The organism is Cohnella xylanilytica, from assembly GCF_014212175.1.
GTDB classification, from domain to species: Bacteria; Bacillota; Bacilli; order Paenibacillales; family Paenibacillaceae; genus Cohnella; species Cohnella xylanilytica.
Genome location: NZ_JACJVR010000082.1, coordinates 1 through 12,062 on the forward strand (window position 1 = coordinate 1; position 12,062 = coordinate 12,062).

At 60.2% G+C, this 12,062-nt stretch carries 14 protein-coding genes and 1 rRNA gene; 2 read left to right on the plus strand and 13 right to left on the minus strand.

The features are described from left to right. The 4 genes from H7B90_RS21290 to H7B90_RS21305 form a co-directional block, all read right to left on the minus strand. Positions 1–112, minus strand: a 16S ribosomal RNA gene (locus tag H7B90_RS21290); the annotation flags it as partial. 396 nt (positions 113–508) lie between these two features. After that, positions 509–1,885, minus strand: a complete 1,377-nt coding sequence (locus tag H7B90_RS21295; protein ID WP_185137922.1) for a sugar phosphate nucleotidyltransferase — start codon at positions 1,883–1,885, stop codon at positions 509–511. Positions 1,886–2,035: 150 nt separating this feature from the next. Next, on the minus strand, positions 2,036–2,257 hold the full coding sequence (locus H7B90_RS21300; RefSeq protein WP_185137977.1) for a hypothetical protein: 222 nt from the start codon (positions 2,255–2,257) through the stop codon (positions 2,036–2,038). A 153-nt stretch (positions 2,258–2,410) separates the two neighbouring features. Next, positions 2,411–3,019, minus strand: a complete 609-nt coding sequence (locus tag H7B90_RS21305) for a stage II sporulation protein M (protein WP_185137923.1) — start codon at positions 3,017–3,019, stop codon at positions 2,411–2,413. Between the two features lie 115 nt (positions 3,020–3,134). Here H7B90_RS21305 and pdaB point away from each other — a divergent pair, with 115 nt between their 5' ends. Continuing rightward, positions 3,135–3,920 (plus strand): polysaccharide deacetylase family sporulation protein PdaB, encoded by a 786-nt coding sequence (gene pdaB, locus H7B90_RS21310; RefSeq protein WP_185137924.1) that lies wholly within the window; start codon positions 3,135–3,137, stop codon positions 3,918–3,920. A 32-nt stretch (positions 3,921–3,952) separates the two neighbouring features. On the opposite strand, the gene H7B90_RS21315 is transcribed toward pdaB, so the two are convergent. Continuing rightward, on the minus strand, positions 3,953–4,567 hold the full coding sequence (locus tag H7B90_RS21315; RefSeq protein ID WP_185137925.1) for a KinB-signaling pathway activation protein: 615 nt from the start codon (positions 4,565–4,567) through the stop codon (positions 3,953–3,955). Between the two features lie 136 nt (positions 4,568–4,703). Between H7B90_RS21315 and gerD the strand changes: the two genes are divergently transcribed. Further along, complete coding sequence (gene gerD / locus H7B90_RS21320) at positions 4,704–5,399, plus strand: spore germination lipoprotein GerD (protein ID WP_185137926.1); 696 nt, start codon at positions 4,704–4,706, stop codon at positions 5,397–5,399. Between the two features lie 45 nt (positions 5,400–5,444). Here the strand turns inward: gerD and salA are convergent, their stop codons facing one another. The 8 genes from salA to rplQ form a co-directional block, all read right to left on the minus strand. Next, a complete protein-coding gene (gene salA / locus H7B90_RS21325) occupies positions 5,445–6,563 on the minus strand; it encodes an iron-sulfur carrier protein/transcriptional regulator SalA (RefSeq protein ID WP_185137927.1) in 1,119 nt (372 codons plus the stop codon). 51 nt (positions 6,564–6,614) lie between these two features. After that, on the minus strand, positions 6,615–7,460 hold the full coding sequence (cwlD, locus tag H7B90_RS21330) for an N-acetylmuramoyl-L-alanine amidase CwlD (RefSeq protein WP_185137928.1): 846 nt from the start codon (positions 7,458–7,460) through the stop codon (positions 6,615–6,617). A gap of 92 nt (positions 7,461–7,552) precedes the next feature. Further along, on the minus strand, positions 7,553–8,731 hold the full coding sequence (gene sat, locus H7B90_RS21335) for a sulfate adenylyltransferase (RefSeq protein WP_185137929.1): 1,179 nt from the start codon (positions 8,729–8,731) through the stop codon (positions 7,553–7,555). Between the two features lie 24 nt (positions 8,732–8,755). Further along, positions 8,756–9,448: a phosphoadenylyl-sulfate reductase gene (locus H7B90_RS21340; RefSeq protein ID WP_185137930.1), complete on the minus strand. Its 693-nt coding sequence runs from the start codon at positions 9,446–9,448 to the stop codon at positions 8,756–8,758. A 192-nt stretch (positions 9,449–9,640) separates the two neighbouring features. Beyond that, complete coding sequence (gene rpsI, locus H7B90_RS21345) at positions 9,641–10,033, minus strand: 30S ribosomal protein S9 (RefSeq protein ID WP_185137931.1); 393 nt, start codon at positions 10,031–10,033, stop codon at positions 9,641–9,643. Positions 10,034–10,054: 21 nt separating this feature from the next. Next, the gene (gene rplM / locus H7B90_RS21350; protein WP_185137932.1) at positions 10,055–10,492 is read right to left on the minus strand and encodes a 50S ribosomal protein L13; all 438 of its coding nucleotides are present in this window, start codon (positions 10,490–10,492) and stop codon (positions 10,055–10,057) included. A 276-nt stretch (positions 10,493–10,768) separates the two neighbouring features. Continuing rightward, on the minus strand, positions 10,769–11,581 hold the full coding sequence (truA, locus tag H7B90_RS21355) for a tRNA pseudouridine(38-40) synthase TruA (protein WP_185137933.1): 813 nt from the start codon (positions 11,579–11,581) through the stop codon (positions 10,769–10,771). Between the two features lie 109 nt (positions 11,582–11,690). After that, positions 11,691–12,056 carry a 50S ribosomal protein L17 gene (rplQ, locus tag H7B90_RS21360; protein ID WP_185137934.1) on the minus strand — a complete coding sequence of 122 codons (366 nt, stop codon included), beginning with the start codon at positions 12,054–12,056 and terminating at the stop codon, positions 11,691–11,693. Positions 12,057–12,062: the final 6 nt, after the last annotated feature.

The window sequence follows — 12,062 nt, forward strand, 5'->3', positions numbered from 1 at the left end:
CCGTCCGCCGCTAACCTTCTCGGGAGCAAGCTCCCTTGAAGATCCGCTCGACTTGCATGTATTAGGCACGCCGCCAGCGTTCGTCCTGAGCCAGGATCAAACTCTCCATAAAGGTGAAACCTTATCAGAGAGCCTTGAAGGCTCAATTCATTGCTGGTATTGCACGATTACACTCGATGTTCAGTTTTCAAGGAACAAGTTCGTTCGTCTTACATCGTCTGCCGTTTCAGCGGCGACTTTTATAATATACCACATTCAGCTTACTCATTGCAACAGGTAATTTCTTGAATCTCCTCATCGCCTGCGCGATTCGTTCGCCGTGCCCGCTCTGTATCAGGGGCGAAAGTTACTTTATCATATCGGCCTATATCGAGTCAAGCGTTTTTTCAACGATTAACCCGATTTCATGACGAACCGCCCCGCGTCCGCCTTCCCGCTCCGGCGGTACCGGAGGGGATCGGCGAATTCGGGGCGGCATGGGCAAGTTCGTCTCGCGCCTGCCGTCTCGTTACCCGATCATTTGATGAATCGGAATCTCGTTCCAACCCGAGCAGATCCGGACGATGTCTTCCTCGATGAGCTCCGTGCCCGTCTGGACCTCGATCAGCTCCACGTCCGTAATTCCCCGGATGCTGTGCCGCGTCCCTTCCGGGATTCGTACGACGTCCCCGCTTTTGACTTGGTACGGCCTCTCGTTCAGGACGATGTCCGCCGCGCCGTTGATGACGGTCCAGACTTCGCTTCTTTGCCGATGCAGCTGATAGCTGATATGGCTGCCCGCCCGAATGTGGATCCGCTTCGTCAGCACCTCGTAGCCTTCGGGATACTTCACGTAATCGACGACCTTGTAGTGGCCCCATCTCCGCTCTTCGTACATCGGACGCGGAGAGCTGCCGCCAAGGATATCCTTGATCCGGGGACTGGCTTCCTTGGTCGTGACGAGAATGCCGTCCGGACTGGCCGCCACGACGAGGTCGTTGGTACCGATCACCGTGACGGGGATATCCAGCTCGTTGATCAGGTGCGTATTCGCGGAATCGTCCGTGACGATGCCTCTGCCGATCGTCGTTCCGCCGAGCTCCTCGGTCAACGTATTCCAGGTGCCGAGGTCCTTCCAATATCCGTCGTAAGGCAGGACGACCACTTGCGCCTCCCGCTCCACGACTTCATAGTCGAAGCTGATCTTCGGCAATTGACCGTAGCTCTCCAGCAGCTTCTCGTACTGAACCGGATACCCTTTGGCGCGAAGCAGGTCCATCAGATACCCGAGCCGGAAGGCGAACACTCCGCAGTTCCAGAGGGCTCCTTCGGCGATTAGCGCTTCGGCCGCTTCCCGGCTGGGCTTCTCCCGGAATCGGGCCACGCCGAGAGCTTCGCCCTTCGCCGACCCGCCCGAGCCCGAAGGCACTATGTATCCGTACTTGGTGGAAGGCAAGCTCGGCACGACGCCGATCAAGGCCAAGCGGGCCCCGGTCTCCTCCAGAATCCCCTCAAGCTTCGTCACATGACGGAAAAATTCCGTCTCCACATAGGGATCCACGGGCATCACGGAGACGACGGTGTCGAGAGACTCGTTCTCGACCGAGTAGAGATAGGACGCCGCCAAGGCGATGGCCGGGAACGTATCCCGCCGCTCCGGCTCGACGATGACCGGCACGTCCGGTCCCAGCTGGCCCGCGATCATCTCCTTCTGCGAACGGTTGGTCGCTACGTAGGCCGACTGCCGGAGGCCGACGGCATCCAGCTGCCGCCATACCCGCTCCACCATCGACTCCGCGCTCCCGTCCTCGCCGGCGAGGACTCTGAGGAATTGCTTCGACCTCGCATCGTTGGACAGAGGCCACAACCTTTTGCCGGAACCGCCGGACAACAATACAAGCTTCATTCAGCACACCCTCCTATTCGTCTCCTCATTCTTTACCCCCAACGCCGATCTTCCAATCACTCTCCCGCGTCCGCCATGCTCTGGGAACGAAAAAAAACGCCGCGGCGAAGATGTCTCTTCGTCGGGCGCCGGGCGCTCCTTCGCTTAATCTTAACGATTCGTCTTCAGGCCGAGCGCGTATCTCGACAGCTCCCGCGGCGGAGCGATTCGCGCGTACATCCGGAAGATGACCTTGTAGCGCTTGGAGATCGCCTCCTTGACGGGACCGTCCAGCCGGCGGTCGCTCATGTCGAGGAGCATCTCGTCCATCTCCTTGCGCAGCATGTAGTCGAACTCCTTGCATTCCTTGTCCGTGAACATCATTCCGAGCATCCGCATGCCCTAAGCCCTCCTGTCGATTAGCGGCTTAACCGTACCCCGCACCGCCGTTCTGTCAGAGCGATCCGGAATCGTTTTACTGTTATGCTCCAATTCTGCCACGTTTATGATCGACAGGAACGACTCGTTCGCAAAAAAAAAAAATCGTTACGTCATCAGCCAGTAGGTGACGGTGCTCTCGATCCCGGCCGCGATCAGCAGCAGCGCCGCGATCAGAATGGCCCCCGGGACCGTGTCCTTGAGCGCCAGGACGAATCGGGCCCAAGGCTGCGTGCGGCCGATCAGGGAGCCGAAGATTCCCCGGACGACGGAGAAGCCCAGTCTCACGCCGTACGCGCAGGCGAGCAGGAACGCCGGGATCTCCAGCACTCCGTGAGGGAGAATCCCCTTGGCGATGAGCGGCCATACGTTGTGGCCGGCATCGGCGATGTTGCCGAACATATACCCGAGCATCATTCCGTTGACGACCAAGGTAACGATGGGCATGATGCCCGCCATGATTCCCATGTACATCGCCGTCAAGGAGCTTCGCACGTTATTGAACAGAATCGCCGTGAACAGCGCCTGCTCGGGATTGTCGGACGAAGCCGCTTGGCGCGAGATCGTCTGGACGTTCCTCAGCACTTGGTCGAGCCACTCGACCGGCCCTTGCGAGGCTCCTCCGACGACGACGCTGGCGAAGAACAGAATAACGGCGAATACGAGATAAGGCCGGACGCTTCTCCAATTCAACCGCAAGGCTTCACGTGTGAACAATCTGTACCTCCCGTTGGCGCCGAGGCGCGAATAACTTGTACTCGGTCAAGCATACATTGGTAGGGACCAAGCCAGGTTAGTCCCATTCATCCAATGGAAAGGAGCGGAACTCCCCATGAACCACTTCTTCGTTTATAACGCGCGAAGCATGAAACGGTTTCTTTTTCTACTGATGGCGGCATTGTTCTCCGCGGGGGTCGTCTGGGCCGAGAGAGACAACATCAGCGTGTTCGCGCCTCATCCGCCGGCGGCCGTCTACAGCGTTCCGACGGACCGGAAAGTCGTCGCCCTGACCTTCGACATCAGTTGGGGGGATAAAAGAGCGGAGCCGATTCTGGACATCCTGAAGAACAAGGGCGTGAAGAACGCGACCTTCTTCCTGTCGTCTCCATGGAGCAAGACGCATCCGGAGCTCGTGAAGAAGATCGCGGACGGCGGCTACGAGATCGGCAGCCACGGCCACAAGCACGACAATTACAGCCAGTTCAGCGACGAGGAGATCCGCAGGCAGATCGCCACGGCTCACGGCATTCTGACCGAGGTGACCGGCCGCGAGCCCAAGCTCATCCGGATGCCGAACGGAGACTTCGACAAGCGGGTGCTGCGGATCGCGGAAGACCTGAACTACAAGGTCATTCAGTGGGATACCGATTCGCTCGATTGGACGAACCCGGGCGTGAACGCGATCGTCTCCCGCGTCGTCGACAAGGCGCATCCCGGCGACATCATCCTGCTGCACGCCAGCGACTCCTGCAAGCAGACGCACGAAGCCCTGCCCGCCATTATCGATCAGTTAAGAGCCAAAGGCTACGAGTTCGTAACCGTGTCCCAGATGCTCAGCCAGACCGAGACCGAAGGGAAAACGGTGGAAGACAAGCCCTCCTGGATGCGGTTCGCTTAGAAGGCATTAGGCCGGATGCCGTTCCGTTCGCCTCAGTTCGCGCCGGCGGCGACCGGGGCGGACTTGGGCTTCTCCAGGATGCGATGCAGCCTCAGGATCTGGTACCCGTTGCAGACGAACAGCGGAACGAGGCTGAACACGAGCGAAGTGATCTTGCCGGACTGGAAGCCGGGCATCGCTTCGATCGTCGTGACCGCGACCATGTAGAACAAGGTCGGCACCCACGCCCCGGCGGTCGTCTCCTTGACCTTCCACCAAGAGACCGCCGCGGACGCGGCCGCGAGCGCGGCCGGCACCGCCCAGAACGTAACGGCCGGGAAGTCGCTGTCATAAGTCCAATAAGCGATCTCGATCAAGACGAAGACGGCGACGAAGCCCTGCAGCGCCACCCACAGGTAAGGGCGCTTGAAGATGCTTCTCGCGATATAATTCAGCATAAGATAGGCGAAGAAGCCCATGTGCGCGAACGCGCCGAAGGTCAGGCCTGCAAGCGCCATCATAAGAACGTTGAAGAGCCAATCGTCGCCCGTCTTCACGACCCGGAACGACGAGTCGCAGAGAAGCATCGCGATGCCGGTAACCAGCGAGGCCGCTCCCCCCATCAGGATCGTGGTGCCGAACAAGGTCATCCATTTGCGCAAATTCAAGGGTTATTCCTCCTCTGTCAGTCCTCCTCCATTTTACCACGTTCGTTCCAAAAAGCCATGAATGCCCCCTTATATTCGCCCCGTACGCGTCGCATACTACTGATCAGAAGACCCACGAAGGGAGTAGGTCGGTATTATGCGCTATCGGTTGCCTTGGCTTGGCGCCATTCTCGGACTCGCCGTTCTTCTGACTTCCTGCGGATCCGAGTCCGGCGGCGGGGGCGGCGGCGAGCAAATGAGCTACAAAGACGTGAAGTCGATGGTCATCGACATTCTCGGTTCGAGCGAGGCGCAGGAAGCGCTCCAGAAGGCTTCCACCGCCAAGTACGGGGCGAGCAGCCTTCATATGCAAGCTTTGACTCCTTCCGATCAGGAGCAAGTAAGGATCGCCGTCAAGAACGTGCTGACTTCTCCGGACTCGGACAAGATTATTATGGAGATTATGACGGATCCGAAGTTCGCCGGGGATTTCGCCAAGGCGATCAGCAAGGAGAACAAGTCGCTTCAGAAGGAACTGATCAAGGATCCGAGCTACCAGAAGGATTTGGTCAGCGTTATGAAGGGCAAGGATATGCAGGCCGTCATGTTCGACGCCATGAAGACGACCGAATACCGGACCCAGATGATGAGCGCCGTTCAGGAAGCCATCCAGAACCCGATCTTCAAGCTCGAGATCATGAAGCTTCTGCAGAGCGTCGTGAAGGAAGAGCTGAACCCGAATAAGAAGTCGTCCCAGGGCGGCGGCGGACAAGGCGGGCAAGGAGGCGGCGGTAGCGGCGGCGGCGGCGAAGGCGGCGGAGACGGAGGCAGCGGCGGCGAAGGCGGACAGTAAGAAAAGCGAAAAACCGGCCTAGGCCGGTTTTTTTAGCGTCGCGGATCAGTTGCCGCAGCGTTCGATGACCTTGTTGGCGAGCTCGAGATATTCCCGGCCCGTCGGCGTATCCGCCTTGTACACGGACGGGGAGAAGTCCGGCTCGGCCGGATGGTTCTCCGGGGCGCCCAGCGGGAATTGGGCCAGCAGGTCGACGTGAAGCGTCTCGGCGAGCAGCCCCCCGCCCCCTCGGCCGAACACGTATTCCCGTTCGCCGGTCGATCGGCTCTCGTACCAAGCCATGTTCTCGACGACGCCGAGCACTTCGTGATTCGTCTTGATGGCCATCGCCCCCGCTCTCGCGGCGACGAAGGCGGCCGTCGCGTGGGGCGTCGTCACGATGATCTCCTTGCTGTGCGGGAGAATCTGATGAACGTCCAGGGCGACGTCGCCCGTTCCGGGCGGAAGGTCGAGCAGCACGTAGTCGAGCTCGCCCCAGTCGATCTCCGCGAAGAAGTTGCGGAGCATCCGGCCGAGCATCGGCCCTCTCCAGACGACCGGGCTGTTGTCTTCGACGAAGAAGCCCATCGAGATGACCTTGACGCCGAACCGCTCGATCGGCTTGATCTTGTCCCCGACCTGAACGGGCCGCTCCTCGATGCCCATCATGTCGGGCACGCTGAAGCCGTAGATGTCGCAATCCATGAGACCGACCCGCTTGCCGCTGCGGGCGAGAGCGACCGCCAGGTTGACCGTCACGGTCGACTTGCCGACGCCTCCCTTGCCGCTCGCGATCGCGATGAACTGCGTCTTGCTGCCCGGGGCGAGCAGAGGGCTCGTCTCCAGACCGGCGGCATGCCCCTTCACCGGAGCCGCTCCTTGGGAGCTCTGCGGAGCGGAAGCCTGTCCGCCTTGCTTCGCCTGCATTTCCGACTTCTCATGGTCGGTCATCGCCCTTATCCGAATGTGCGGCGTTCCGGAGTGCAGGTTCTTCAGGGCCAACGTCACGTTCCGCTCCACGGCTTCGGACTGCCCCAGGCTGTCCGGGTGAAGCACGACGGTGAGCGAGACGCCGTTCTCGCGAACGACGACGTCGCGCACCAAGCCAAGCGCCGCGATCGATTGCCGGAGCGTAGGCTCCATCACCGATCCAAGCGCGTCCAATACGTTCTCTCTCGTAGTCATCCGTATCCAGCCCTCGCTTATCGATGCGTTTGCGTTGATTCATCCGTTGATTCATCCATTATACCATACGGCCGAGGCCTGCGGCTTCTCCTTCGCCTTCTCGGGCCGGTCTTCCCCGCTGACGTAGCGGAGAACGCCGCGGTACAGCGAAGCCGCCACCTTCTTCTGGTACGATTCGTCGGCGAGCATGCGGGATTCCTCCGGATGGGACAGGAAGCCGATCTCCACGAGAGCGGTCGGCATCGGCAGCGACTTGAGAAGATACACCTTATCGTTCGTCAGCGCCGTCCGGTTCGTGTTCCCGAGCGTCTCCTTGATCTCCCGCTGGATAACGGCGGCGAGGCGCGCGCTGTCCGGCGAAGAGGCGGACGAATAGAACGTCTGGGCTCCCGACCAACGGGCGGACGGCACGCTGTTCAGATGAATGCTGATCGCCAGGTCCGCCTTCTTCTCCCGGATCGTCCGCACTCTCTGCAGCAGATCCTCCGTCTTGCGCTTGGAATAGCCTTTGACGCCTTGTCCGGCCAGGTCGTAATCGCCTTCCCGGGTCAGCACGACCAGCGCTCCGGCCTGCTGCAGATAATCGCGCAGGTACAGGACGATCGCCAGGTTGATGTCCTTCTCGATGACGCCTTCGCGGCTGACGGCCCCGCCGTCCGCCCCGCCGTGACCGGCGTCGAGGGCGATCACCTTGCCCGTCAGCGGCGTCGTCCAGAACGTCCACGTCTTGGTCGCGGGGATGTCGGCGAACAGCACGACGCAAGCGAGCACGGCGAGAACCGCCACCGACAGAAGACGGAGCCAGCTTCGGGGCGTGGCCCAGACGACGAGCCGGTAGCGGCGCGGCGCCGAATTCGAACGCGATCGAGGATCGCCCTTCTTCTCTCTCCTGAACACAGAAAACCACCCCGTCCCAGCGAAGTACGCTACATCTTATGGGACAGGGTGGACAAATATTCGTATAGGTTACGCTTTATGGGGTTAACCGTTTAGATCGAGTAGGACTTGCTCGCTTCGGACATGCCCTCGATCAGAATCTTGGCCACTTCCGGGCGCGAGAATTCCGGCGGCGGACAGATCCCGTCGCGGAGCATCGCGCGGACCTTCGTGCCGGACAGCGTCAGGTGATCTTCCTTGCCGTGCGGGCAAGTCTTGCTCGAAGCCATGTTGCCGCACTTCGTGCAGAAGAAGCTGTGCTCGAAGAACAGCGGGGTGATGCCCAGGTCTTCGGCCGGGAAGCTGCGGAGCAGGTCCTGCGCTTCGTACGTGCCGTAATAGTCGCCTACGCCGGCATGGTCGCGGCCGACGATGAAGTGCGTGCAGCCGTAGTTCTTGCGCACCATCGCGTGGAAGATCGCCTCGCGAGGGCCCGCATAACGCATAGCGGCCGGGAAGACGCCGAGGAAGACGCGATCCTGCGGATAATAGTTCTCGAGCAGCGCCACGTAGCTCTTCATCCGGACGTTCGCCGGCACGTCGTCCGACTTCGTCTCGCCGACGAGCGGATTGAGGAACAGGGCGTCGACGATCTCCATGGCCGACTTCTGAATGTACTCGTGAGCGCGGTGAACCGGGTTGCGGGTCTGGAAGCCGACGACCGTTCTCCAGCCCTTCTCGGCGAAGATGCGGCGCGTCTCGGCCGGATCGAAGTAATATTCGTTGAACTTCTCCGGCACGGGCCGGTTCAGCACCTGAACGGAGCCGCCTACGTAGATGTCCGGCTTGGTGTACAGCTTGGCGACGCCGGGATGCTCGATCTCGTCGGTCTTGAACACTTGGCGAGCCTCGTGCTTCTGATCGACCTTATAGATGCTCTCGACGTCGATGACGCCGTAGATGACGCCGTCCTGCTCGCCGACCAGAGCGGCTCTCTCGCCGACGGCGAGGGAGGACGCCTGATCGTTCGTGACCGCGAGCGTAATCGGGATGCTCCAGACGAGGCCGTTCGCGAGTCTCATCGTATCGACGACCGACTGGTAATCGGATTGGTTCATGAAGCCCGTCAGCGGACTGAACGCCCCGACGCCGATCAGGTCGAGGTCGGAGATCGTCCAGGCGTTCACCGGGATCTGCACCAGCTTCGCGGCTTCGGCCAGCAGCGCCTCGCGCTCCTGCCCTTCCGCGACGCGGTTAATCAACGTACCGCCGTGCGGCTGAATCGTACTCATAAGCTCGTTGCTCCTCTGTCGCGATTATTTGTGCAAGCCGCACTCGGTCTTCTCGGATCCGGCCCAACGTCCCGCGCGGGGATCTTCGCCCGGCATAACCGGACGCGTGCAATGTTCGCAGCCGATGCTCGGGTAGTTCTGGTCGTGCAGCGGATTATAAATAACGTCGTTCTCGCGGATGTAGTTCCATACGTCTTCGGACGTCCAGCTGGCGAGCGGGTTGAACTTCACGAGGCCGAACTTCGTGTCGTATTCCACCTTCTTCGCGTTGGCGCGGGTCGGCGCCTGATCGCGGCGAATGCCCGTGATCCAAGCTTCGTATTGGCCGAGAATGCGCGTCAGAGGCTCCACCTTGCGGATGTTGCAGCACGCGTTCGGGTCGCGCTTCCACAGCTCGTCGCCGTGCTCGGCGGCTTGCTCTTCCGGCGTCGACTTCGGCTTCACCTGGACGAAGGTCAGGCCGTACTTCGCGGCCATGCGGTCGCGCGTCTCGTACGTCTCCTTGAAGTGGAAGTCCGTATCCAGATAGAAGATGTCCGTTGACGGGCTTATCTTCTGAAGCATATCGACCAAGACGACGTCTTCGGCACCGAAGCTGCAGGCGAACGTAATGTTCGGGAACGTCTCGACGGCCCAACGAATGACCGTCTCGGGAGACGCGTTCTCGAATTCCTCCGCTTTCTCGCGGATCAACGCTTCCTTTTCCAACAAATTCATCCGAATAACCCCCTGTTGACAAGTAGGTACACCATTAGCATCAAAATTATACGTTATCTGATCGGATTATACAATGTATTCAGCTATTCTTTCGTTGGTAATTGTATGCGAAGAAGGGACGAGCGCAATCCCGCTATGCAAAAAATGCCTTCCCGACCGTCGGACGACAGCGGGAAGGCATGTACGGCAATATTAGCGTTTGGAGAATTGAGGCGCGCGGCGAGCCGCTTTGAGGCCGTACTTCTTCCGTTCCTTCATCCGCGGGTCGCGGGTCAGGAAGCCGGCTCTCTTCAGCGTGGTGCGCAGTTCCGGATCTGCCTTCAGCAGAGCGCGGGAGATGCCGTGGCGGATTGCGCCGGCTTGGCCGGACATGCCGCCGCCGTTGGCGAGAACGATGACGTCGTACTTGCCGGACGTCTCGGTCAGGACGAGCGGTTGCTTGACGATCAGCTTGAGCGTGTCAAGACCGAAGTATTCGTCGATGCCGCGTTTGTTGATCGTAATCTGGCCTTCACCCGGTACGAGACGAACACGCGCAACCGAATGCTTCCGGCGGCCTGTTCCAATATAATTCGCTTGAGCCATTGGTTAGGTCCTCCCTCTCGATTAACCGCGAAGTTCGTAAACTTCAGGTTGTTGGGCTTGGTGCGGATGTTCCGAACCAGCGTATACTTTGAGCTTCGTCTGAAGCTGATGTCCGAGCTTGTTCTTCGGAAGCATGCCGTAAACGGCAAGCTCGATCAGGCGAGCCGGCTTGTTCGCGATCATCTCGCCGGCCGTCGTCGTCTTGAGTCCGCCCGGATAGTGGGAGTGCGTGTAGTACTTCTTCTGTTGCAGCTTCTTGCCGGTCAGAACGATCTTCTCGGCGTTGATGACGACGACGAAGTCGCCGGTGTCGACGTGAGGAGTGAATTCCGGCTTGTGCTTGCCGCGGATCAGGGCAGCGGCTTCGGTAGCCAGACGGCCGAGGGTCTTGCCAGCGGCGTCGATGACGTACCACTTGCGTTCGACTTCGTTCGGCTTCGCCATGTAAGTTGTACGCATGTAAAGTTCCTCCTTCTGAATCGCTGTATTCCGTTGTATGTCATTCGACATATTCATCTTCTTGGTCGGGTGTTGCTTCTGTTCCTTGCGTTGATGCATGGGTCATGCGTTCGCTCCGGTCCGATTGTCTAGAACCCTTGCCACCTTCGGGATGGAAGGCCAAGCGGACATAGCGAAAAGGGGTGAATTCTTCATCGGGGCCGTGGGAAGCCATGAAGAAAGCACAAAATTTATTGTACAGCAAGATACCTTGGCATGCAAGCTATATTTCCGCATTTATCGCTTGCGATTCATCGCCGCCCGCCAATCGATTCCCCATTCCGGTCCGTACTCCACGCTCATGAGCGTCAGGCCGTGGGGAACGGCCGTCGGGCCGGCCTTCGACCGGTCCTTGGCGGCCAGAATGCGCGCGATGTCCTCGGGCTTCCGCTTCCCCTCGCCGACCTGCATAAGCGTCCCCGCGATAATCCGCACCATGTTGTACAGGAAGCCGTTGCCGGAGATGATCAGGCTCGCCTTGCCGCGACCGTCCGCGATGGATCCGTCCCCTCCCGGCTCCACGTTCAGTGTCGCCTCGTAGACGGTCCGCACGTGGTGCGGCTTCGTCGAGAGCGGAGACGTGAACGAGGAGAAGTCGTGCTCGCCCAGCAGGTGGACGAGCCCCTCCTTCATCGCCTCGAATCGAAGCGGAGCCGGATGGTGGAAGACGTACTTCCGCTCGAACACGTCCGGGAACCGGCAGCTCGTGATCGCGTACTTGTACGTCTTGCGGACGGCGCAGCGCCGCGAGTGGAACTCCGGCGGCACTTCGACGGCCGCCCGGACGACGATATCGTCCGGCAGGCGGGCGTTCAAGGCGAGCGCCCAACGTTCGGCCGGGATGCTGGAGCCGGTCAGGAAGTGAACGACCTGGCCGAGGGCGTGGACGCCGGCGTCCGTGCGGCCGGAGCCGTGGACCTTGAGGCGTTCGCCCGTCAGCGTCAGAATCGCGTGCTCCAGCTTGTCTTGGACCGTATTGCCTCCGGGTTGGCTCTGGAAGCCGTAATAATCCGCTCCGTCGTAGCTGACGAGCAAGCAGATGTTGCGCATGACTCCGATCCCTCCGCTCCGTCCGAATGCGGCAAGCCCGGCCGCCGCCGACCGCACAAAAAAAGGATGATCCGAAGACGAGTTCGGTCCATCCTTTCTTGTTCCGGTCTTACGCGCGATCCACGAGCTCGAGGAACACCATCGGGGCGGAGTCGCCGCGACGAGGCCCAAGCTTCAAGATGCGAGTGTATCCGCCCGGACGCTCCGCGTAACGCGGCGCCAAATCGGAGAACAACTTCTGGATGGCGTCTTGATCGCCGTTCAGAGTTTCCCGGCGAACGAAAGCCGCTACTTGACGACGAGCGTGCAGATCTCCGCGCTTCGCGAGCGTGATCAGCTTCTCGGCGATGGAACGCACTTCCTTGGCCTTCGCCTCGGTCGTTTGGATGCGTTCGTACAGGAACAGGTCGGTTACCAGATCGCGGAAGAGCGCCTTCCGGGAGCTGGAATCGCGACTCAGTTTTTGATAAGCCATCGTTTT